General features: G+C 67.1%; 22 protein-coding genes. 10 read left to right on the top strand and 12 right to left on the bottom strand.

Features of this window, described 5'->3' with window-relative positions:
• Positions 1-100: 100 nt before the first annotated feature.
• Complete coding sequence (locus GO488_RS11650) at positions 101-853, bottom strand: SDR family NAD(P)-dependent oxidoreductase (protein ID WP_162317997.1); 753 nt, start codon at positions 851-853, stop codon at positions 101-103.
• Between the two features lie 382 nt (positions 854-1,235).
• Here GO488_RS11650 and GO488_RS11645 point away from each other — a divergent pair, with 382 nt between their 5' ends.
• Positions 1,236-2,021 (top strand): IclR family transcriptional regulator, encoded by a 786-nt coding sequence (locus tag GO488_RS11645; RefSeq protein ID WP_162317996.1) that lies wholly within the window; start codon positions 1,236-1,238, stop codon positions 2,019-2,021.
• 676 nt (positions 2,022-2,697) lie between these two features.
• Here GO488_RS11645 and GO488_RS11640 read toward each other — a convergent pair.
• The 4 genes from GO488_RS11640 to GO488_RS11625 form a co-directional block, all read right to left on the bottom strand.
• Complete coding sequence (locus tag GO488_RS11640) at positions 2,698-2,994, bottom strand: sensor histidine kinase (RefSeq protein WP_277814717.1); 297 nt, start codon at positions 2,992-2,994, stop codon at positions 2,698-2,700.
• A gap of 12 nt (positions 2,995-3,006) precedes the next feature.
• The gene (locus GO488_RS11635; RefSeq protein ID WP_277814716.1) at positions 3,007-3,576 is read right to left on the bottom strand and encodes a histidine kinase dimerization/phospho-acceptor domain-containing protein; all 570 of its coding nucleotides are present in this window, start codon (positions 3,574-3,576) and stop codon (positions 3,007-3,009) included.
• Positions 3,577-3,973: 397 nt separating this feature from the next.
• Complete coding sequence (locus tag GO488_RS11630; RefSeq protein WP_162317994.1) at positions 3,974-4,522, bottom strand: NADPH-dependent FMN reductase; 549 nt, start codon at positions 4,520-4,522, stop codon at positions 3,974-3,976.
• Positions 4,523-4,616: 94 nt separating this feature from the next.
• A complete protein-coding gene (locus tag GO488_RS11625; protein WP_162317993.1) occupies positions 4,617-5,174 on the bottom strand; it encodes a sugar O-acetyltransferase in 558 nt (185 codons plus the stop codon).
• A 133-nt stretch (positions 5,175-5,307) separates the two neighbouring features.
• Between GO488_RS11625 and GO488_RS11620 the strand changes: the two genes are divergently transcribed.
• Together GO488_RS11620 and GO488_RS11615 are read left to right on the top strand one after the other, a co-directional pair.
• The gene (locus GO488_RS11620) at positions 5,308-6,651 is read left to right on the top strand and encodes an NAD(P)/FAD-dependent oxidoreductase (RefSeq protein ID WP_162317992.1); all 1,344 of its coding nucleotides are present in this window, start codon (positions 5,308-5,310) and stop codon (positions 6,649-6,651) included.
• An 86-nt stretch (positions 6,652-6,737) separates the two neighbouring features.
• Entirely contained in the window at positions 6,738-7,709 is a 972-nt protein-coding gene (locus GO488_RS11615; protein ID WP_162317991.1) for a lipase family protein, read from the top strand.
• Between the two features lie 81 nt (positions 7,710-7,790).
• On the opposite strand, the gene GO488_RS11610 is transcribed toward GO488_RS11615, so the two are convergent.
• Positions 7,791-8,762, bottom strand: a complete 972-nt coding sequence (locus GO488_RS11610; protein ID WP_162317990.1) for a halocyanin domain-containing protein — start codon at positions 8,760-8,762, stop codon at positions 7,791-7,793.
• 136 nt (positions 8,763-8,898) lie between these two features.
• Between GO488_RS11610 and nirK the strand changes: the two genes are divergently transcribed.
• Positions 8,899-9,990 (top strand): copper-containing nitrite reductase, encoded by a 1,092-nt coding sequence (gene nirK, locus GO488_RS11605; protein WP_162317989.1) that lies wholly within the window; start codon positions 8,899-8,901, stop codon positions 9,988-9,990.
• Positions 9,987-10,298: a CGCGG family putative rSAM-modified RiPP protein gene (locus GO488_RS11600; protein ID WP_162317988.1), complete on the top strand. Its 312-nt coding sequence runs from the start codon at positions 9,987-9,989 to the stop codon at positions 10,296-10,298. The genes nirK and GO488_RS11600 overlap by 4 nt, the downstream gene beginning before the upstream one ends.
• Positions 10,299-10,314: 16 nt before the next feature.
• Here the strand turns inward: GO488_RS11600 and GO488_RS11595 are convergent, their stop codons facing one another.
• The gene (locus tag GO488_RS11595; RefSeq protein WP_162317987.1) at positions 10,315-11,208 is read right to left on the bottom strand and encodes a Vms1/Ankzf1 family peptidyl-tRNA hydrolase; all 894 of its coding nucleotides are present in this window, start codon (positions 11,206-11,208) and stop codon (positions 10,315-10,317) included.
• 45 nt (positions 11,209-11,253) lie between these two features.
• Entirely contained in the window at positions 11,254-11,619 is a 366-nt protein-coding gene (locus tag GO488_RS11590) for a DUF5802 family protein (RefSeq protein ID WP_162317986.1), read from the bottom strand.
• A 140-nt stretch (positions 11,620-11,759) separates the two neighbouring features.
• On the opposite strand from GO488_RS11590, the gene GO488_RS11585 reads away from it, so the two are divergent.
• The 3 genes from GO488_RS11585 (at position 11,760) to GO488_RS11575 (ending at position 14,583) form a co-directional block, all read left to right on the top strand.
• Positions 11,760-12,395: a DUF1405 domain-containing protein gene (locus GO488_RS11585; protein ID WP_162317985.1), complete on the top strand. Its 636-nt coding sequence runs from the start codon at positions 11,760-11,762 to the stop codon at positions 12,393-12,395.
• A 95-nt stretch (positions 12,396-12,490) separates the two neighbouring features.
• Entirely contained in the window at positions 12,491-13,885 is a 1,395-nt protein-coding gene (locus tag GO488_RS11580) for a hypothetical protein (protein WP_162317984.1), read from the top strand.
• 50 nt (positions 13,886-13,935) lie between these two features.
• Positions 13,936-14,583, top strand: a complete 648-nt coding sequence (locus GO488_RS11575) for a metalloregulator ArsR/SmtB family transcription factor (RefSeq protein ID WP_162317983.1) — start codon at positions 13,936-13,938, stop codon at positions 14,581-14,583.
• Here GO488_RS11575 and GO488_RS11570 read toward each other — a convergent pair whose 3' ends face one another.
• Positions 14,584-15,093 carry a hypothetical protein gene (locus GO488_RS11570; RefSeq protein ID WP_162317982.1) on the bottom strand — a complete coding sequence of 170 codons (510 nt, stop codon included), beginning with the start codon at positions 15,091-15,093 and terminating at the stop codon, positions 14,584-14,586.
• A gap of 136 nt (positions 15,094-15,229) precedes the next feature.
• Here GO488_RS11570 and gatD point away from each other — a divergent pair, with 136 nt between their 5' ends.
• Entirely contained in the window at positions 15,230-16,480 is a 1,251-nt protein-coding gene (gene gatD / locus GO488_RS11565; RefSeq protein WP_162317981.1) for a Glu-tRNA(Gln) amidotransferase subunit GatD, read from the top strand.
• Positions 16,481-16,570: 90 nt separating this feature from the next.
• Positions 16,571-17,473 carry a GNAT family N-acetyltransferase gene (locus GO488_RS11560; protein WP_162317980.1) on the top strand — a complete coding sequence of 301 codons (903 nt, stop codon included), beginning with the start codon at positions 16,571-16,573 and terminating at the stop codon, positions 17,471-17,473.
• Between the two features lie 24 nt (positions 17,474-17,497).
• On the opposite strand, the gene GO488_RS11555 is transcribed toward GO488_RS11560, so the two are convergent.
• Genes GO488_RS11555 through GO488_RS11545 form a run of 3 tightly spaced genes read right to left on the bottom strand, consistent with a single transcriptional unit; the run spans position 17,498 to position 20,712 of the window.
• On the bottom strand, positions 17,498-17,773 hold the full coding sequence (locus GO488_RS11555) for a ubiquitin-like small modifier protein 1 (RefSeq protein WP_162317979.1): 276 nt from the start codon (positions 17,771-17,773) through the stop codon (positions 17,498-17,500).
• A gap of 57 nt (positions 17,774-17,830) precedes the next feature.
• Positions 17,831-19,492, bottom strand: a complete 1,662-nt coding sequence (locus GO488_RS11550; RefSeq protein ID WP_162317978.1) for a TrkA C-terminal domain-containing protein — start codon at positions 19,490-19,492, stop codon at positions 17,831-17,833.
• Positions 19,489-20,712 carry a potassium channel family protein gene (locus GO488_RS11545; RefSeq protein WP_162317977.1) on the bottom strand — a complete coding sequence of 408 codons (1,224 nt, stop codon included), beginning with the start codon at positions 20,710-20,712 and terminating at the stop codon, positions 19,489-19,491. Before GO488_RS11545 ends, GO488_RS11550 begins: the two co-directional genes overlap by 4 nt.
• Between the last annotated feature and the right edge of the window lie 13 nt (positions 20,713-20,725).

The following is a 20,725-nucleotide window of genomic DNA, read 5'->3' as shown; positions in this document are numbered from 1 at the left end:
GTCCTCGCCGCTCACAGGCGACGGGCGATCGACAGCGCCGTCGCTTCGGCTGGGACGAGACGTGGTCGTCGAGAGAGAACGCTGCCGGCCGCTACGCGGCTCAGACGATAGAGAAACCGCCGTCGGCTATGAGTACGTGTCCGTTTACGTAACTCGCCATGTCCGACGCGAGGAACGTCGCGACGTCGGCTATCTCCTCGGGCTCGGCGAGCCGCCGAAGCGGCGTCGCGTCTTCGAGATACGACTGCCGTTCTTCGCTCATGACCTCGTGGACCATCGCGGTCAGCGTGCCACCGGGCCCGACGGCGTTGACTCGGATGCCCTCGGGACCGTAGTCGATGGCGTTCTGGCGAGTCATCATCGTCACGGCACCTTTCGACGTACAGTACGCCGGCGCTTGCGCTCGTCCGATCTGCCCGCTGATCGAAGAGACGTTGACGATACTCCCACTCGATTGCTCGAGCATATGGTCGAGCGCTGCCTTCGTCCCGTGATAGACGCCGTCGACGTTGATACGCATCAGTTCGCGCCAGTCCTCCGGCGACGTTTCGTGGAGGAGCGTCTGTCTCAGAATACCGGCGTTGTTCACCATGATGTCGACTGAGCCGTACTCGGTAGCGGCAGTGTCCACGAGGTCGACGACGTCGTCGAGTTGCGTGACGTCCGCGTCCTCGAAAATCGCGTCCCCGCCCGAGTCGTTGATCAGGTCCTCGGTCCGTGGCCCGCCCCGCCGGGGTTCTCTTCGACAGTCTCCGATCACGACGTTGGCACCGTGGTCTGCGTACGTTCTCGCAATCGCCCGGCCGATACCGCTCGCACCGCCAGTTACAACTGCAGTTTTTCCATCGAGCATCACACACCGGTATGTCACACCCTCACTTATAATTCTATGCATACCTTGGGGAGTTCGAATGAGTAGAACGAGACGAGAACGCTCAGTGACCCGCTCTACCGGCGCAGTTCCAACCGAGCGCGATTCCCGAAGCGTCTCTCCCAAGATCCGGTTAGCGTGAGAACGACGGAGACCCGTTCGGATGATTTGAACGGAAAATAGTGGTGTTCGGTACCACACCACAATTGCTTTCTCCAGCGGCCGGTTCGAGTATAATATGACGGGTAGAGGGGCGAATGCGCTCGCTCGTAGCCGGGACGACTACTCGAGAGCGGCCGGTGTGTCCAACGACGTTCAAGTGGGTCGAACAACGTTTATTACGTACTATTATGAACTACTGCGTATGGACGAGAAACCGGACAAGTCGAATCGAACGACCGGGAAACTCCTCGAGATAATCTCCGCGCTCGACGACCGCGGCCCGCAAGGCGTAACCGAACTCGCGGCGTCTCTCGACCTCCCGAAGAGTACGGTCCACTATCACCTCCAAGTGCTCGACGAGACGGGATACGTCGTTCAGGAGAACCAGCGCTATCGACTCGGACTTCGATTCCTCGAGATCGGCGAAAATACGCGACGGCGAATCCAGCTGTACGAAGCGGCGAAACCGGAGGTCAACGAACTCGCCGCTGCGACGGGCGAACTCGCGATACTCATGGTCGAAGAGCGAGGACTGGGTGTCTACCTCTACAAGCAAGGCGGCGAACGAGCGATGGACGTAGACGCGCCCATCGGTCGGCACGCGTACTTACACGACCGGGCAATCGGCAAGGCGATTCTGGCCCATCTGCCCGAGGAACGCGTCGAGGAAATCATCGGAGAACACGGACTCACGCAGACGACAACGGAGACCATCAGCACCCGAGAGGAGCTGTTCGACTCATTAGAACGGGTTCGGAGCGAAGGAGTGGCATACAATCTGGGGGAAGCGGTCGAGGGACTCCACGCCGTCGCGGTTCCGATTCTCACAGAGGATGGGGAGGTACTCGGTGGTATCAGCATCGCCGGGCCGGCGATGCGCTTGGAAGGCGAGCGGATTACAGAAGAACTTCCGAAACAACTGTTCCAAGCGAAGAACGTCATCGAACTGCGGATACAGAAGAGCCATCGAGAGATTTACCGAGGATAGAATAACAGATGTAACCGTGTTATTCATCGGTCCGGCAACGGGTTTCGGCGTCCGACAGCTGTGTGCCGAACCACCAGCGACGGAACTCGCCATGCTCATCCGTCACGGAGATACTGCGGTTTACGCCGTCCCCGGTACCAGCCTCTCCATCCGAGGGCAGAAGAGTGTCTCAGATTTCCCCAGCGGACGGCCTCGAACGCGCAAGCGGTAGTGGTAGATGAGACAGCAGAAACAGGTATTTCCGCCTGAGACGGACGCAGCCGTCTATCGCGGCGGCCTCGCGTTCGGCGGCCCCGATAGAGGACGTTGTGCGTCAGCACCGAGAGACGACGCGGACGACGAAGAAAGTGGATGCGTGTTCAGCGTCGAGACCGGCTCGACCGGCCAAACTACGAATTCACGGATGAGATATCTGAAATCATATATCCGAAATTCACACATACTACACCTACATAGCGATTGAAAATTGGCACATATCTGTATACTGGGAGTAAAAGCCAGGTTTACAGATAAATTATGTATATATGATTCTTAAGATTGCTCAACAAGGTAGAAATAGCGAGGTCTAATTATATAACGTCGCTCAAAATGAGATTTTAGCCTAATCTGGAGGCTCTATATTTTTCTTTATTCGAGAACGCCCATCGAGCATCTCTCGGGAATCTCTGCTCTCACGTCACCGTTCGTCGCCGTCGTCGAACTCGATGCCAGTTATCTCGAATCGGGCCCCGCCGGTAACGCTCTCCCTGATATCGACCGACCAGCCGTGTGCGTCGACGGTCTGTCTCACGGTCGCCAGCCCGAAGCCCGTGCCGTCGGCTTTCGTCATGTGCCCCGATTCGAAGACCCGCTCTCGGACTTCCGGTGGAATCCCCGGCCCGTCGTCTTCCACGTAGAGCCCTCGCTCGTCGTCCAGCAGTCCCAATCGAACCGAGGTGTCGGCCGTCCCGTGTTCGATAGCGTTTCGGAACAGGTTCTCCAGTATCTACTGGAGGTGACTCGCGTCCGCCTCGACGCGTCTCGTCCGGTCGACGTCGAGCGTCGCCTGCCCCTTCTGAATCAGCACCCACGCGTCTTCCGCGATGGTTTCGAGGTCGGTGGTCTCGTACTCGCTGAGACTGATACGCTTGCCGCTCTGGGCCAGCGTGAGGACATCGCTGATCAGGTTCTCCATCCGCGAGAGGGCGCGCTTCGACTTCTCGTAATGTCCCTCGTCACCCGTCTGATTGAGAAGTTTCAGGTGTCCTTGCGCGACCGTCAGCGGGTTTCTGAGGTCGTGTGAGAGCACTTCGGCGAAGTGTTCGAGACGCTCGTTCTGCCGTTCGATCCGCTTTTCGTATCGCTTCCGTTCCGAGATGTCCCAACCCAGTCCGGCGCGACCGACTGTTTCGCCGCCGTCGACGATGCGTTTCGAGATGAACTCGTAGGGGATCGTCTCGCCGGTGGCGGTCAGGAGTCGAGCTTCGATGCGAGCTTCGCCCTCCGCTCGCGTCTGTCGGACGGACTGCTCCATCTGCTCGGTATCGGCCGCGGGGACGAGACTGGTCGGCGTCAGCGACGAGAGGGCGTCGGCCGGTCCGACCGCCAGACCGGTCTCGCGTAACGAATCGAGGACGCGCGACTGCGTGGACTCTGCGGCTACGAGGTAGCACTTTCTCCCCGCCTCGAATCCGCGTCGGAGAAACGGGACGGCAGATTCGACCGCTTCCGCGGCTGTCTCGTAGGATGGGTACAGTGGTCGGAGGTCGGTCGAGACTCTACCATCGTGTTCGTATCGCTGATATATCTGGGGACATGCTGTCGAACGTAGCGCCGTTTCGCTGACCGCGATGAAGCAGTTGACCCCTCGCGGATAATTTTAATTCTTTGCATATATAAATAGGTGGACTTAATGAACGACTCTCCAGAGACGGGTTCCGCATTCGGTTAGATAGCTGTACTTCTCACCGCCTCTAGGCCGACTTCGGTTCGGCGAAGGCGTTCTCGGCGGCCATCCGGCCGAGCTTTCTCACGCGAGCGTCGAGTGCGGGGTCGACGAACTCGCCGTCCGCGTCGAAGGCGTCGGCCGCGCCGCGGATGCCGACCTCGTGGGGGAGCGTCCAGCCGTGGACGGTTCGAACCCCGGTCCGCAGGTGTTCGAGCGTCTGCGCGTACGAGCCGCCGCCGGCGGTCGCCAGCAGGCCGACGGTCGTGTTCTCGAACTCGTCCCGACCGAGGTAGTCGAAGGCGTTCTTCAGCGCCGAGGAGACCATCCCGTGATACACCGGCGTCCCCATGAGGACCGCGTCGGCGTCGCCGATCAGCGTCCGCAACGCGTCGGCGTCGCCCCGGTCGCGCGCGTCGGGGTCGAAGAGCGGCAGGTCCCAGCGCCGGAGGTCGACCAGTTCGGTCTCCGCGCCCGCCTCCTCGGCGGCGTCCAGCGCGTGTTCGAGGGCGCGGTAGGTCGTGCTCGGTTCGCGGCGGCTGCCGCAGATCGCGACGACGGACGGGGACTGTCTCATCGGCAGGAGTTGGCGGTCGAGCAGTTTAACGCCCGTGGTTAGGATACCCCGATAGTCGAGACCGCTTCGAGCGATTGCGTCGGATGAGCGCCGCTCACTCCAGTTCCTTCACGACCGTCGCCGGATTCCCCTGAACGACGACGCTGTCGGGAACATCTTCGGTCACGACCGCGCCGGAACCGACGACGACGTCGTCGCCGAGCGTCACGCCGGGGTTCAGGACGGCCCGCCCGCCGATCCAGGCGTTGTCGCCGACCGTCCCCGGTTTGCCGTACTCCGGGCCGGCGACGCGCTCGCTCGCGTCGAGCGGGTGGGTGGCGGTGTAGACGTGGACGCTCGGCCCGAGCAGGCAGTTCTCGCCGAACTCTATCGGACAGACGTCCAGGAAGACGCAGTCGAAGTTGGCGAAGAAGCTCTCGCCGACGTGGATATTGTAGCCGTAGTCACAGCGAAACGGCGGCTCTACGGTGACCGCCTCGCCCGATGACCCGAACAGGTCCTCGAGTATCGCCGCTCGCTCCTCGTCGTCGCCCGGACCGGTCTGGTTGAACTGTCGGGTGAGTTCCCGCGCCCGCTTGCGCTCCGCGACGAGTTCCGGGTCCATCGGGTCGTAGCGGTCGCCGCTCAGCATCTTCTCTCTCTCGGAGACCATCGCCGGACGTACCTGACCCACGGTGAAATAACGCCGCGGTCGTCGACCGTGACTATGCACGTCCGCCGACGAACGTGCTGTGTGTCAACACTTATCGCGACTTGCCGCGAAGATTACGACGAGGACACTCGACATGACGCTCGCGACCGTCCCGAAGTACGACAGCGACCGGGGAGCGGTGATCGGGGACCGCGCCGTGGTCGTCGGGGCCGGCATGGCCGGGTTGCTCGCAGCGCGAGTGCTCGCCGACGCGTTCGAGACCGTGACGGTCGTCGAGCGCGATTCGCTCCCCGACGGGCCGCGGGTCCGCGACGGCGTCCCGCAGGCCCGCCACGTCCACGTCATGCTGGAAGCCGGGCGAGCCACGCTGGAAGACCTCTTCCCCGGCTATCGCGCGGACCTGCTCTCGGCCGGCGGGCTGGAGATCGACGGCGCGCGGGACGTCAGTTTCTACGCCGAGGGGGGCTTCCTCGCGGACGGGCCGGACCCGCTCCCGCACTACGCCGCGACGCGGCCGCTCTACGAGTGGCTGGTGCGCCGCCGCCTCGCCGAGTTCGACGGGGTCGTCCTACGGGACGAGTGCCAGTTCGCCGGCTATCTCACCGAGCGGGGAGCGGAGCGCGTAACGGGCGTCGTCGTCCGGAACGAGCGGCGAGCGACGGAGGAACTCGACGCGACGCTCGTCGTCGACGCGACCGGTCGGCCGAGTCGGACGCCCGCGTGGCTTGACGAACACGGGTACGCGCCGCCGGCGACCGACGAGGTCCACATCGACCTGGCGTACAGTACCACCTTCGTCGAACGGCCGCCGGGCGACGAGCGCGCGCTCATCGTGACGCCCGCCGCGTCACAGCCTCGCGCCGCGGGGGTCCTCCCGGTCGAAGACGGCCGATGGGTGGTGACGCTGGGCGGGATGCACGGGAATCACCCGCCGACGGACGCCGAGGGATTCGCGGCGTTCGCGGCGACCCTCCCGGTTCCCGACGTGGCGGACCTGCTCGACGACCACGCGTGGGTCGGCGAGGACATCGCCCACTACCCGTTCCCGGCGAACCGCAGGTACCGCTACGAGGCCCTCGATCGCTTCCCCGAGGGACTGCTCGTCGTCGGCGACGGCGTCGCCAGCTTCAACCCGCTGTACGGCCAGGGGATGTCGGTCGCCGCGCTCGAAGCGCTCCTGCTCCACGACGCGCTCGCCACGGACGGCACCGAGGACCTCGCGCCGCGCTTCTTCGAGCGAACCGAGGACGTGGTCGACGTGGCGTGGGGAATGGCCGTCGGCGCGGACTTCCAGTTCTCCGAGACGACGGGCCCCCGACCGCGCGGAACGGGGCTGCTCAACCGCTACGTCGCCCGGCTGAACCGAAAGGCCCAGACCGACGGCGTCCTCCGGAACGCGTTCGTGCGCGTGATGATGATGGAGCGGCCGCCCAGCACGCTGTTTCGGCCCGGCATCGCGTGGCGCGTGCTCGTGTAGCACGCTTTATCTCCCGTTCAATTAACGGAAACCTGTTCATTAAAATATAATATTTCTTATACAACAGTCGCCGCAACGAGTGTGGTATGGTTTCTCGAAGGCAGTTCGTCGGCCGCGTCGGGGGAGCAGTCGCGGCCCTGAGTGGTATCGGCACGGTCGCGGGTGCAAACGTCGATTCGTCGGCTCTTCCCGAGGGATTCCCGGCGGTCGAACGGTCGCCCTCGCTTCCCGAACCCGGACCGAACGGTCCGCCGGCGGTCCCGGAGTCGTTCCCGACGCTCTCGACGTACGGGCACTTCGAGGACGACGCGTCGCTCGCCGAGGGGAAGACCCGAGCGGGGTACGACTTAGAGGGCGACTGGAGCGGGTTCGCCGAGGCGTCGGAGATTCAGATATACGTCCACGGGTTCGTCAGCAACGTCCCGCCGCTCTGGGCGCGCTATCTCGCGAAACAGGCCAGCGAGGGACTGGCGGCCGCGGGATACACGGACGCGTTCAACCTCGCGTTCAACTGGGACTCCAACGTCGGCTGGGTCGAAGCGAACGAGATCGCCGAGCGGAACGCGCTCAAGTTCGCGCAGTGGGTCCGCGACCTCCGGGCCGCGACCGATCGACCGGTTCGAATCGTCTCTCACTCTCTCGGCGCTCGGGTCGTCGCGTCCCTCTTAGAGGCGTTACACCCCGGACGGGATTCGTTCTATCCCGGCGGACGCTCGGGACAGGAGCCCAGATGCGCCGAGACGGCCCGCGGGGCGGTCGACTCCGTGGCGCTGCTCGGGGCCGCGATCGGGAACGAGAGCGTCCAGACGAACGAGCGGTGGGGAACGGCCATCCAGTTCGCGGCAGGCGAACTGTACAACTACTTCTCGCGGAGTGACGGCGTACTGGAGGGCAACTCGTTCCTCGGCTACACCGGTATCGCAGAGCCGAGGAAGGCACCGAACAACTACGTCGACCGGAACGTGACCGATTCGGTCGCGGAACACGGCGACTACGACAGCGCCGACAACTGCGCGGGCGTCTTAGACGAAGTGGTCGCCGACTTGGACCTCGCGTAACGGGCTCGGTGACGTTTTCGAGGTGAAACCCGGCAGCACCGGCGGCGGTCACGTGACCGCCGCGAGGTGAGCTTCGGCCGTCTAGTTCTCGGTCTCTCGCAGTTTGAGCAGGGCGGCGAGGCCGAGCGGCGAGAGGGCGGCCGCGAGGAGGCCGCCGCCGACGATCGTGACCGAGAGCGGAACGTCGACGACGCTCTCCATCGGGTCGCCGACGACGACCGCCCCGCGCATGGCCTGGGCCGCGTGCGAGGGGCAGGTGTACTTGCTGACGCCGACGCCGTCGAACTGCAGGGCGTAGGTCGCCCCCTCGCTGTCGACCAGGTCGGCGTCGTAGCTCCCGTCGGCCGCCGCGATGCTGTGGGCGTCGCCGTCGCTGGTCCACTCCCAGACGACGGTGGCCCCGGGGTCGACTCGCACCGCCGCCGGTTCGAACGCGAAGTGTCCGCCGTTGCCCGCCGCGCCGACGGCGACCCGGACCAGTTTCCGTCCGGTCCGGTCGACGGTCCCGGCGAAGTTCTCCACCCCGTCGAACCAGTCGCCGTAGTCGACCTCCGGCGGAGCGTCCCCGGCGGCGACGCCGCCGACGAGGACCGCGCCCTTCATCCCCATCGACTGGTGGGGGAGACAGGAGTAGAGACTGACGCCCTCGCTCTCGAAGGCGCGTTCGAACGTCGCGCCCGCGTCGGTGAGCATCTCGCTCTCGTAGGCGTCGTCCGCGTCGAGGACGTTGTGGACGCCGCCCTTCCCCGTCCACTCCCAGACGACGGTGGTCCCGGGGTCGACGCGCACCGCCGCCGGTTCGAACGCGAAATCGCCGTCGTTACCCGGCGCGCCGACGGCGACGGTCACCTCGGCCGCGCCGCGCTCGTCGGCGATCCCGTCGTAGTTATCGACGTCGGCGAGCCACGCCTCGAACTCGTCCGGGTCGGACGCGGCCAGCGCCGGCCGCACGCCCGACCCGAGCGCGGCGGCTCCGAGCGCCGCGCCGGCCCCGGCGCGAAGCACGTCTCGCCGGCTGAAATCGGTCGCTTGAGTGGGTGTACTCGTGGGCATACGTGAACAGTGCCGCCTCGATTAGTTAACTCAGAAACACTATTCTCGTCGGGTGGGAACGGTTCTCACCGGGTGGGGACGCGCGTCCGCTTATATCGCCTCTCGCGGGGAATCTCAGCCTATCGGAGAGACCAAGATGACGTACACTCCCACTCGACGACGCGTATTGCAGGGTCTGGCCGTCGGCAGCGCCGGGGCGCTCGCCGGCTGTACGGTCGGCTCGCCCACGAACGACGTACAGGTGTCCCAGCCGCTCGACCTCGGCGTCGAGGAAGCGAACCTGGACGCCGCGAAAGCCGTCGACGCCGACCGCGTCGCCGCCGACCCGCGGGACGTTCCGAAACCCATCGCGCGCTCGAAACCGGCCACCGTCCCCGTCGAACTGGAGACCCGCGAGGTGGTCGCCGAGATCGAGCCCGGCGTCACGTTCACGTACATGACCTTCGACGGGCAGATCCCCGGACCGTTCATCCGGACCCGCGTGGGCGACACCGTCGACCTGACGATCAGAAACCACGAGAGCAGCGCGATGGCGCACAACGTCGACTTCCACGCCTGCCGCGGTCCGGGCGGCGGCGCGGAGGCGACGACGGTCAACCCCGGCGAGGAGAAGCGCCTGCAGTTCAAAGTGACCTACCCCGGCGCGTTCGTCTACCACTGCGCCGTGGCGAACGTCGACTACCACATCTCCAGCGGGATGTTCGGCCTCATCCTCGTCGAACCCGAAGACGGGCTCCCGGCCGTCGATCGCGAGTTCTACCTCGGGCAGATGGAAGCCTACACCACCGGGAAGACGGGCCAAGAGGGCCACCACGAGTTCGATCACGGCGGGATGGCCGCCGAGAACCCGACCTACGTCCTCGTCAACGGCGAGAAGTACGCCATCGGTCCGCAGGGGTACGACGAGATGCGCGTCGGAACCGACGAGAGGGTTCGCATCTACTACGCCGTCGGCGGCCCGAACCTCTTCAGCAGCTTCCACGCCATCGGGAGCGTCTGGGACGAGGTGTACCCGCAGGGGGCGCTGGCCTCCGAACCGGACCGGTACGTCCAGACCACGCCGGTCCTGCCCGGGAGCGCCGCCGTCGTCACGGCGCACTTCCCCGTGCCCGGCGACTACAAGCTCGTCGACCACGCCCTCTCGCGGGTCGCCCGGAAGGGCGCGCTGGCAGTCATTCGCGCCGACGGCCCGGCCAACGACGCGGTGTTCGCCCCGGAGGAGCGATGAGCGACCACACCCTCCCCGAGGTCGAGCCCGTGACCGACCGCGTTCACCGCAACTCGTGGTCGGCGAACTTAGAGCGGCCCGTCCACGAGGAGCGACGCGACGCCGTCGTTACCGGGGCCATCGAGGCGGTCGAACACACCGCGCCGGGCTACCACGTCAACCTCGTCACACACGGCGCACACGGCCGGCCGGAGTCCTATCTCGGGCCGGTACTCCACGCGAGGTTCGGCGATAGCGTCGACTGGACCTACGTCGATCGGTGCGGCTGTGGCGGACACGTCCTCCGCGTTCAAGTCGCGGAGCGGTGACGCTCCTCGATACCGCTTAGGGCACTCGTAACCGCACGGTCCACAGCGACCGAACGGCGGCCGCGAGGGCGTCTTCGGGGTCGCCGGTGGCGTCGACGGCCCGGGTCACGTCGGCGGCGTCGGCGAACTCGTGGATGACCGACCCCTCGCCGACGACGTACAGCGTCTCGGGGTCGACCTCCTCGACGGCGGCGCGACAGCGCTCGACGTGGCTCTCGATCTGCTGGTCGCGCAGGCGCTCGAAGCGAGACTGGGAGAACCCGCCCTTCGAATGCTGGCTCTTGAGGTCGGCGTCGAAGCCGTGGTAGGCGACCCGTTCGCGGCCGTCGTACTCGCCCAGCGCGAACAGATCGGAACGCACCAGCGCGACGGCGTGTCTCCCGGTGGGTTCGAACCACGACCGGTCCAGTTCGACGTGGTCGTCCCACGCGGCGAACGGCTCCGGCGGGACCGGCACGGAGAGACAGGCCGACAGCAGGCCCGCGTCGTCGGTCACGGCGAGACAGGGCGCGGCACGGGCCACCAAATCGGCGCGGTCGCCGAACGCCTCCCGAACCGCCTCGGGGAGGTCGTGCTCGTCGGCGACGTACGCGGTGAAGACGCCCTCGCGCTCCGTTTCGAGCGATTCGAGGCGGTTCAGTACCTCGCCGAGGCGCTCGCCGCGCAACGCTTCTTCGACGCGGAAGGCCCGGTCGCCCGCGTCGGCCTGCAGTCGTTCGACTCTGTCTTGGAGTTCGGTGACGCGGTCCTCCAGCCGATTTGCTTCTTCTTCGGCCCGTTGGCGTTCCGTCGACGCCTCGGCGCGGCGTTCCTCCTCGGCGTCGAGCTGCCGCTGGAGGTGGCGCTTCTCCTCCTCCAGCTCGTCGATACGCGCCTTCAGCGACGCGCGCCCCAGCAACCGGTCCAGCATCGACTGGACAGCCACGGGGAACCGGCTTAAAAGTGGCTGCCGGGACTACACCGCGCTATCGGGCAGCGCCGATGTCGTGTCGGTCACCGACAGCAGCTGGGCCGCGTGGTCGGCCTTGGCGAGGAACACCTCGCGCAGACTGGGCGGGTTCCGGATATTCGCCGAATCGAGGACGGTCTCGGGAACCGCGAGGGTGTCCGCGGGGACCCGTTCGTCGCCCTGAACGGCGAAGTGCCGCGAACCGAGCTTCATCACGAGCGGGAGGTCCGTGCGTGTGACGCCCTCGTCCGTGGTGTATAACTGCTCGTTGACGCGCTCGTGCTGGTCCCGGCACATCGCGGCCGCGCCGTCGGCGCGGGGCTCGACGTACAGGCGGCCCAGGTAGTAGCCGCGGGAGAACTGTTCGAACATCCGTACACACTACTGTTTGTTATTCACACACATAAGCGTTCGCCGCCATCCTTTTCCCGTCGTACAATCTCACCGAACTATCGTGTAGAATCTACCACGGGACCGACAGGGTTTCCGCCCGGCGGGGTGAGAGAGGGCGTATGAGCAACGAGCGGGGGCCGTTGCCGCGACGCTACGCGCGGTACTATCTGGAGAACACGCCGAGTCTGGTGTGGCTGGTCCTGATCAACGTCGTGGCGATCTTGGTCGGTGTCCGCTACTACGTCGAGACGATGCCGGAGGTCTCGACGTTCCTCTGGCCGCTGTACGCCGATTCGCCCGCCGCGCTGTTCCTGATGACGCTGTCGCTGGTGACCCTCCTGCCCTTTCTCGGCCGGTCGCTCGACGACGTGCCGACGAACCTGCCGCTCGCGTACCTCCACACCATCGCGCTCGTCTGGCTGGTGAAGATGGGCGTCTGGACCGTCGTCGCGCTCAACCTCGGCTTCGGCGTCTACTTCCCCGCGCCGTGGGCGTACTTCGGTATCATCGTCACGCACGTCGGCTTCGTCGCGGAGGGGCTCCTCGTCCCTCACTACGGCCGGACGACTCGCGGAGCGCTCCTCACTGCGCTCGCGCTGGCCCTGGTAAACGACGTCCTCGACTACGGCTTCGGATACTATCCGCCCCTGCGCTACGAGCCCGGGCTCGCGCTCGTCGGGGCGACCGTCGCGCTGTCGGTCCTCTCGGTCGCCATTGCATGGAGTATCATGCCATCGGTGGAGCAGGCGGCTTAAACGCTGTTGGACTATCTGCGGTCGTTTCGGTGCGGGTTGAACGAAGCGAACGAAGGTGTCGGTTTTTATGCACAGTCGGTAATTGATAGGTATAGATGACTCGCCGCCACGGTGTGGTACTGGTGACCTGTGTCGTCGCCGTCGCCCTCGTCGGTCTGCCGGCCGTCTCGGCACAGGAGACGGTGACGCCGGACGCCGCTGCGACTAACGGGAGCGGTCCCGGTCTCGGCACGCAGTTGACGGTCTTCCTGCAGTCCAGTTCGGCCGCCGCCGACGGGACGGTCGAAAACGAGATGTGGAAGGCCAACTTCCAGCGGGCCGACGAGAGCCAGCGGACCGACCTCGTGACGAACCGAACCGGCACGCTCGAAGAGCGCCTCGACCGGATCCAGGAGCGGAACCAGCGGTTGGAAGCGCGCTACGAGAACGACTCGGTGCCCCCCACCGCCTATATCGCACAGAAGAGCCAACTCGACGCTCGTATCAAGGCGCTGCGAACCGCGATCAACGACACCGACGAAGCGGCGGCCGAAGCGAACGTCGACACCGAACGGATACAGCGTCTCAGAGAGAACGCCAGCGAGCTGTCGGGCCCCGAGATCGCCGTCATCGCCCGCGAGATCGGGAACGAGCGGCCGGAGAACGCGGGACCGCCGGCGGACGCAGGTCCACCGACGAACGCGGGACCGCAAACGGAGAACGAGACGCGAGGCGGGCCATCGGCGGCCGTTCGGAGCCGGTCCAACGTCAGCGGACCGCCCTCAGACGTCCAGAACCGGTCGAACGCCAGTACTCCGTCGACAGAGATTCAGAATCAGACGAACGGCACTGGTCCTCCGACAGAGATTCAGAATCGGACGAACGGCACCGGTCCTCCGACAGAGGTTCAGAATCAGACGAACGGCAGCGGACCCCCCTCAAACGCCCGGAATCAGACGAACGGCACTGGCCCTCCGACGGACGCTCAGAATCGGTCGAACGGAAGCACTTCTCCCTCAAGCGCTCGAACCCAATCGAACGTCGGTAGCTCCCCGACGGATATCCGAAGCCGAACGAACGGAAGCGCACGGGCTTCGAACGCCTCGAACCAGTCGAACGAAGATCGAGCGCCGACCGACGTCGAAAACGCGTCCAGCGGACAGCGATCACCGGCAGCCGTGGATGGAACTGACACGGCGACCGATACCGAGGAAACGGAGACGGTAGCGACTGATACGGACGAAACCGAAACGGCGACGACCGATGCTGAAACCGATAGGGTGACCGAATCAGCGACCGAGGGCGGTAGTACGGATTCAGCGGGCAGTAGTGACGGCTCGACGGCAACCGCTGAGAGCGACGATGAAGGCACCGGTGGTTCGGGAAACGGACAACGCGGTAATGGACAGGGCGACGGCGGGACGAGTGGTGATGGCGGGGCGAATGGTGACGGCGACGAGGCGGCGTCCGGCGACGCCGGGTCGGAACCGCCCGAGGGCCGTGGGAACTGACGGCCGCTGAGAGTCACTCTTTTCTATCGTGACACGCTATCCTCAGGTGAATGGACTCCGCCGAGTTGCTCGACTTGCTGGGGAACGCCAACCGGCGGCGCATCCTCCGCTTGCTCGCACACAAACCCTGCTACGTGACCGAGATAAGCGAGTACATCGGCGTCAGCCCGAAGGCGGTCATCGATCACCTCCAGAAACTCGAAGACGCGGGTCTCGTCGAGTCGCGCACCGACGACCAGCGGCGGAAGTACTTCTCCATCGCGCGGAACCTCCGCCTCGAAGTTCGGGTCTCGCCCTACGAGTTCGGCACCAAGAGCGCCTATCCGGCGAACCCCGGTCTCGACATATCGACGTGTCGCCACCTCTCGATCGACATCAGCGACGAGGAGGGGAGCGACCTCCGCGACCTCGCCCGCGAACTCGAACGGCTCGAACAGCTCGAGAACGAGCTCTCGCTGGCCCAGCGGTGGGTGCAGGGGCGCGTGACGAGCGTCCGCGACCAGTTCGACGAGCGCGTCGAGGACGGCGACGGCCGCCTGTACGCCGAACTGGTGAGCGCCCTTGCTCGCGGCGAGCGTTCGATTCCGCGGCTCTCGCGGGAGATCGAGGCCCCGCCGGAACTCGTCGAGGAGGCGCTCCGTCGCCTGGTAGACGAGGGCGTCGTTGAGGAGACGGCCGACGGCTGGCGGCTCCGGTAGTCACTCGATATCGCGGGTCAGGCCGTCTCTGAGGTCGCGGCCGAAGTAGTGTCCCACCAGCGCGAGGACGAGGCCGACGGCGGCCGCGACGGCGAACAGCCGGCCCATCCCGAGGTCGCCGCCGGCCACCCCCCGCAGCACGAACTGCGAGAGGAAGGACGAGACCGCGACGAGACCGGCACAGACGCCGCCGGCCAGCGCCGACTCGATGTAACGCTGCTGGCCGGCGACCAATCCGTGGACGAACGCGCCCGCGGGGACGCCCAGCAGCGCCACGAACGGAAGTATCGGAACGAGGCTCCCGACGGCGATCCCGCCGCCGACCGCGACGAACGCGACCAGCAGCGCCCGCAGCGAGAAGTAGCTCCCGCCGCTCTCGGTTTCCTCCTCGGCGGTGTCGGTCCGAAGCCCGTCGAGACGGCCGACGTCGACGCCGGTATCGACCTCGGTCGCGGCGCTGTCGGCGGTCGCCTCGGTCTCGCGGGTTCGCTCCTCCGTCCGCTCTGCCATACCCGTAGTTCCGGCCGCGTTACGTATGTCCTTTGTGGAGATTTCGCTACGGGCGACACTCCGACCGGGAGAAGAGCCCGAACGGTGGACGAGCGAAACGAATGGGTTCAAGTCACGCCGGCGGGAAGCCCCGCGCATGAACGCAGGCGACCGGGTCCGCGTCGAACGCGCGGACCAGACATACGAGGGCGTCTTGCTCCCCTCTTCGACGCCCGACCACGTCGTCGTCAAGTTAGACGGCGGATACAACGTCGGGATCGACCGCGACGAGGCCGACGTGGACGTCCTCGAATCGGACGTCTACGACGTCGAGAGCGCGCAGGACGAGCGGAGTAGTTCCGAGATCGAGTTCGACGAGGACCTCCCGACGGTGTCGCTCATCTCGACCGGCGGGACCATCGCCTCGACGGTGGACTACCGCACCGGCGCGGTGACGGCCCAGTTCGACGCCGAGGACGTGCTCCGCGCGGTGCCGGACCTCGCGGGGATGGCCAACTACCGCGGCCGCGTCGTCGCCAACATCCTCTCGGAGAACATGACGCCGGACGTCTGGCGGGAGTTGGCACAGGCAGTCAGAGAGGAGATCGAGGCCGGCGCGGACGGCGTCGTCGTCATGCACGGCACCGACACGATGCAGTTCACCGCCTCCGCGCTCGCCTTCATGCTCGATACGCCGGTGCCCGTCGTCTTCACCGGCAGTCAGCGCTCTGCGGACCGCCCGTCCTCGGACAACGTGATGAACGCCGTCTGCGCCGTCGAGGCCGCGAAGAGCGACTGCGCGGAGGTGCTGGTCTGCATGCACGCCTCCGAGTCCGACGACCGCTGTGCGCTCCACCGCGGGACCCGCGTCCGAAAGAACCACACCTCTCGCCGGGACGCCTTCGAGACGGTCGGCTCGAAACCGCTCGGCGAAATCGACTACGGCGCGGCCGGCGAGGACAACGAGGTCACGTTCCGCCGCGAGCACGACGAACGCGGCGCGGCCGAACTGGCGCTCCACGACGGTATCTCGACGGACGTCGAGCTGGTGAAGTTCACACCTGGCATGGACGTCTCGCTACTAGAGGCGGCCGCCGACGGCGCGGAGGGCATCGTCCTCGAAGGCACGGGTCTCGGCCACGTCAACACCGAGTGGATAGGCGTCATCGAGGACCTCGACATCCCGGTCGTGATGACCAGCCAGTGTCTGGAGGGCCGCGTCTGCGACCGCGTCTACGACACCGGCCGCGACCTGCTGGACGCTGGCGTCATCGAAGGCGAAGACATGCTCCCCGGTACCGCGAAAGTGAAACTCATGTGGGCGATCGAAAACGCCGACGACGTGGCCGACGCGATGGGCGAGTCGCTGGCCGGCGAGATCCAAGACCGCTCGACGCCGTGGCTGTGAACTCGGTGCTCTCTCGGCACTACTGACACCGATCGCGGGAAAACGCCGGACGACTCCATCTTTTTCACGCCGGGCCGCGACCGTCGAGGTATGCAACCGACCGTCCGGCAGGCGCGGGCCGACGACTACGAGGACGTGGTCGCCTTCGCCGAGGAGGTCTGGGCCGACCGACCGGAGACCGTCGATTACATCCCCGACGTGTTCCGCGAGTGGGTCGAGAGCGACGGGCCGACCCAGCACACCGTCGTCGTCGAGGCCGACGGCGCGGCGGCGGGCCTCTGTCAGGCCGTCCTGCTGACCGAGAGCGAGGCGTGGTTTCAGGGGATTCGCGTGGACCCGGCCTACCGCGGCGAGGGATTCGGCCTGCGGATGGTCGACCGGCTGATGGATTGGGCGCGAGAACAGGGGGCGACCGTCGGTCGCAACATGGTGTTCTCGTGGAACGACGCCGGCCTGGGCCAGTCCATCGCCACCGGGTTCGACCCCCTCGCCGAGTTCCGGTGGGCCCACCCCGAACCCGGCGGGAGCGGCAGAGCCCCGCCCGCGGACCTCGCCGTCGAGAGCGATCCAGCGGCCGCGTGGAGCTACTGGACCGGCAGCGACGCTCGGACCTCGCTTTCGGGATTGGCGCTCGACCCCGAGCAGACGTGGGCGCTCTCGGAGTTGACCCGCGAGCGCCTGCACGCGCTGGCCGACGAGCAGGCCGTCTTCGCCGTCAAGGGCGACGGCACGCGGGGGATGGCCGCGCGGGTCCGGGAGACGGTCGACCCGACGGCGGAGGAGACGCTCGCGGAGTACGCCGTCGGGACGTGGGCGGACCTCGACGCCGCAGCGGCGCTGTTCGAGGCGATCCGAGCCGACGCCGCCGACCTCGGCGTCGACGGCACCCGCGTCCTGATTCCGGAGACGCCGCGCCACGCCGCCGAGGCGGCGGCCGCCCGCGCGACCCTCGCCGACTGGCCCGACTTCGTGCTGTCGGCGGACCTCACCTGAGAAGCTCGTTTTCGATCCGCGCCGTCACCCGCCGCTGACCGGCGGGAACAGCGCCAGTTCGGTGTCCGAATCGACCGTCGTCGCGAGGCCGTCACCGGCGGCGAAGGGGTCCTCACCGTCGACGAGCACGCGGACGTGGTCGGCCAGCTCGCCGTCCGTCGTGACCTCCCCTCGCAGGGCCGGTCGCGCCGTCAGCAGTTCGTCGAGCGCCGTCTCGACCGTCGCTCCCTCGTCGACGTCGACGCTGACGGTTCGGCCGTCTGCGGCGTCTCTGAGATGCGCGAACAGTTTCCACTCCATAGGTGAGGGCGGGAGGGCGGGAACAAAGAGGATTGCGACCCACTCACGTTTCGTCGCTCACGCGCCGTCGCGTTCCGTGTCGTCGCCATCGGACTGTTCCGAATCGGCCACGGACCCGTCGTCGGCCGCGCTCGCAGAGCCGCCGGCGCTCGTCTCGTCGGTTCCGTCCGTCTCCTCGGTGGCCGCGCCGACGCGTTCGTCCGGGTCCCACACTTCGACCGGTTCGTCGTCGGCGTCGGCCGATTCGTCCGGTTCGTCGTCGGCGTCGTCGGCCGGTTCAGGGGCGGCGGTGTCGGCGGTCGGTTCGGCGTCGTCATCGCTTTCGCCTATCAACGCCGCGTCGTCCCCCGCGCTATCAGCGTCGGTCGGCGGCGAGTCGCCTCTCCCGTCGGAGGAACCGGCGGGCTCGTCCCCGGCCGGCGACTCGGCGTCGGGGATCGATACCTCGCCGGAATCCGAGGAAAGGCCAGTCACGGACGACTGCTCGTCGCCCTCGGACTCGTCGCTCCGCTCCTCTCCGTCGTCTTCGTCGGCCGCGACCGGGTTCGCCGGTTCGCCGGTGCCGGCTGCGGCCGCTTCCAGCCGGCGGAGGGCGTCGGGCGTGGCGATGGCGTAGACGTGGTCGCCGGCGGCGAGGGCTCGCTCGCGCGAGGGGATCGTCTCGGGCGCGGTTCCCTCTCGGGTGACCGCGGCGACGATGACGCCGAGGCCGCCGACGGTCTGCCCGACGAGTTCGCTGCCCGCCTCGACGTGGACCGTCCCCATCGTCTCGTCGGCGGCCCGCAGGAGGGAGGCGAACTCCCGGTCGGGGCGGCTCTGGACCGGCAACGTGACGAGCTTGTACCGCTCGCTCGGGTCGAGCTTCTGCGTGTCGGCGGCGTCGATGGCGACGGTCACCACCTCGCCGGCGACGCCGCGGAGTTCGCCGGTGAGCACCCGACGGAGCGGCTCGGTCTCCCAGACCTGCACCAGATCGCCGGCGCTGGCGGCGTGTGCGGGGTCCGCGCGGACGGCGATGGCGTTGGTCGCCGGCGGCAGCGTCGGGCCGATACCGGCCGCCCGCGACCCGATGGCGAGGTACGAGACGCCCCCGTCGTCGAGTTCGAGGTCGACGTGGCCGACGCCGTAGTCGGTCTTGAGCCGCGTGACCAGCCGGTCGCGCAACTCCGCCTTCGTCAGCCGTCGGGGGAAGAGGAAGCGCCGCCCGGCCAGGTTCTCCCGCGTCGCCTCGGGAACCGCGTCGTAGCCGACGATGTGGTCGATGTCGTCGGGCAGTCTCACCGACGTGACTCGACCGACCGTCTGGACGATCTCGCTCACGTCCGCGTTCACGTCGCGGCCGCCCGTCGCGGCGAAGAGGTCGGTCCCGAGGTGGTCGCCGACCCTCACGCCGGTCAGCGCGGCGAACCCGCCGACGGCGAAGGCCGCGAGGTTCGGCAACACCGCCCCCGCCGCGAGGACGGTCTCGTCCCTGCCGATGACCTCGCCGAGCGCCCCGGTCGTTCCCAGCGACACCGCGACGACGCTCAACCCGAAGAGGACGCCGAGTCCGGTCGGGACGCGCTCGCGGACATACCACCGGTAGCCCATCGCGACCAGCGCGGCGGCCGCACCGGCGGCGATACCGAGCCCGAGCAACCGCGCGGCGAAGCGGAGGAGTATCTCCGTTATCGACCCGCCCTGAAGCGCCAGCCCGCTCTGCAGCAGCGCGGCGCTCACGCGACCGCCTCCTCGAAGGCGTCGAGGCTGTCGCGGGTCCCGGCGACGTACAGTTCGTTCCCCGCTTCGACGTCGATGTCGCCCCGCGGCGCGAGCTGCCAGCCGTCCTGCGTGCGGACGGCGAAGACGGCCACGCCGTAGGTCTCTCGGACGCGGGCCTCGCCCAGCGTGGTGCCGTCGAGCGGTCCCGCCGAGCGGACCGCGACGCGGCGGAACCGGTTGCCGGCCCGACGCAGCAGCGAGACGAGTTCGTACTCCCGGCGAGTGCCCCGCGGCTCGACGACTACCTTCGCGTCGGCGCTCCGGAGCAACGGCCTGACGTCGGTGCGGTTGACCGCCACGGTCAAGCGCCCCTCGCCGCCGTCGGTGGTCGGTGCCAACACCTGCGCCGGCGGCTTCTCGGCGTCGGCCAGCTCCGGCTCGTCGGGCGTCTCGACGGGCGCGTCTTCCGCGCCGTCACAGCGCGCGCTCACCACGGTCCCGCGGACCTGCGCGTCCGGCGTGAGCACCGTCACCTCGTCGTTTCGGGCCAGTCCGGTCGGCAGGACGGCGTCCACGGAGACGGCGTGCCGGCCGTCGCCCACCCGCTTCGAGAGCCCGGAGAAGGGCGGGGCGGCGACGACGCTCGCGCGGCCGCGCTCGTCGATACTCACCTCGACGTCGCCGAGGTCGAACTCCGTCTTCAGGCGCTCGGCCATGCGCGATTCCAGTTCGCCGATGCGGAGGTCGACGGGGAACGTGTACTCGACGCTCCGGATCTCGACTCGGAGCGGTTCCGGCAGCGGCGGGTATCCCTCCATGTCGGCCACCTGTCCGACAACGCTGATCCGCACCTCGTCGCCGCCGCCGACCAACTCGACGACGTCAGTCGAGATGCGCCTGTTCCGGAGGCTCTGCAGCGAGAGACGCTTCGGGAACGTCGCGCCCATCTGGTCGCCCTTGCTGTGGGCGTACATCGACACCATCCCGACCAGCAGGATGGCGGTGATGATCCGCTCGGCGTTGGGGGCCTGCGTGATCGACTCGTCGGCCAGCGCCAGCAGTCCGCCGCTGACCCCCGCCAGCGCGATGGCGAGGACGGCGACACCGAAGCCCGGTAGCGTCACGCCGGTCAGATACTTGAAGCCGAACCCCAGCGTCCAGGAGGCGAGCGCCGGGATGACGCCGACCAGCAACCCGAGATAGATGCCGAGGAGAATCTCGATCGGGAGCGAAGCCATGTCCCCTACGTGC

This window comes from Haloarcula limicola (assembly GCF_010119205.1).
Lineage (GTDB): Archaea > Halobacteriota > Halobacteria > Halobacteriales > Haloarculaceae > Haloarcula > Haloarcula limicola.
This window is presented reverse-complemented; position numbering and strand designations above follow the sequence as displayed.

Coding starts and splice junctions, on each gene's coding strand:
- GO488_RS11650 (WP_162317997.1), bottom strand. CDS start 853: ATGCTCGATGGAAAAACTGCAGTTGTAACTGGCGGTGCGAGCGGTATC.
- GO488_RS11645 (WP_162317996.1), top strand. CDS start 1,236: ATGGACGAGAAACCGGACAAGTCGAATCGAACGACCGGGAAACTCCTC.
- GO488_RS11630 (WP_162317994.1), bottom strand. CDS start 4,522: ATGAGACAGTCCCCGTCCGTCGTCGCGATCTGCGGCAGCCGCCGCGAA.
- GO488_RS11625 (WP_162317993.1), bottom strand. CDS start 5,174: ATGGTCTCCGAGAGAGAGAAGATGCTGAGCGGCGACCGCTACGACCCG.
- GO488_RS11620 (WP_162317992.1), top strand. CDS start 5,308: ATGACGCTCGCGACCGTCCCGAAGTACGACAGCGACCGGGGAGCGGTG.
- GO488_RS11615 (WP_162317991.1), top strand. CDS start 6,738: ATGGTTTCTCGAAGGCAGTTCGTCGGCCGCGTCGGGGGAGCAGTCGCG.
- GO488_RS11610 (WP_162317990.1), bottom strand. CDS start 8,762: ATGCCCACGAGTACACCCACTCAAGCGACCGATTTCAGCCGGCGAGAC.
- nirK (WP_162317989.1), top strand. CDS start 8,899: ATGACGTACACTCCCACTCGACGACGCGTATTGCAGGGTCTGGCCGTC.
- GO488_RS11600 (WP_162317988.1), top strand. CDS start 9,987: ATGAGCGACCACACCCTCCCCGAGGTCGAGCCCGTGACCGACCGCGTT.
- GO488_RS11595 (WP_162317987.1), bottom strand. CDS start 11,208: ATGCTGGACCGGTTGCTGGGGCGCGCGTCGCTGAAGGCGCGTATCGAC.
- GO488_RS11590 (WP_162317986.1), bottom strand. CDS start 11,619: ATGTTCGAACAGTTCTCCCGCGGCTACTACCTGGGCCGCCTGTACGTC.
- GO488_RS11585 (WP_162317985.1), top strand. CDS start 11,760: ATGAGCAACGAGCGGGGGCCGTTGCCGCGACGCTACGCGCGGTACTAT.
- GO488_RS11580 (WP_162317984.1), top strand. CDS start 12,491: ATGACTCGCCGCCACGGTGTGGTACTGGTGACCTGTGTCGTCGCCGTC.
- GO488_RS11575 (WP_162317983.1), top strand. CDS start 13,936: ATGGACTCCGCCGAGTTGCTCGACTTGCTGGGGAACGCCAACCGGCGG.
- GO488_RS11570 (WP_162317982.1), bottom strand. CDS start 15,093: ATGGCAGAGCGGACGGAGGAGCGAACCCGCGAGACCGAGGCGACCGCC.
- gatD (WP_162317981.1), top strand. CDS start 15,230: ATGAACGCAGGCGACCGGGTCCGCGTCGAACGCGCGGACCAGACATAC.
- GO488_RS11560 (WP_162317980.1), top strand. CDS start 16,571: ATGCAACCGACCGTCCGGCAGGCGCGGGCCGACGACTACGAGGACGTG.
- GO488_RS11555 (WP_162317979.1), bottom strand. CDS start 17,773: ATGGAGTGGAAACTGTTCGCGCATCTCAGAGACGCCGCAGACGGCCGA.
- GO488_RS11545 (WP_162317977.1), bottom strand. CDS start 20,712: ATGGCTTCGCTCCCGATCGAGATTCTCCTCGGCATCTATCTCGGGTTG.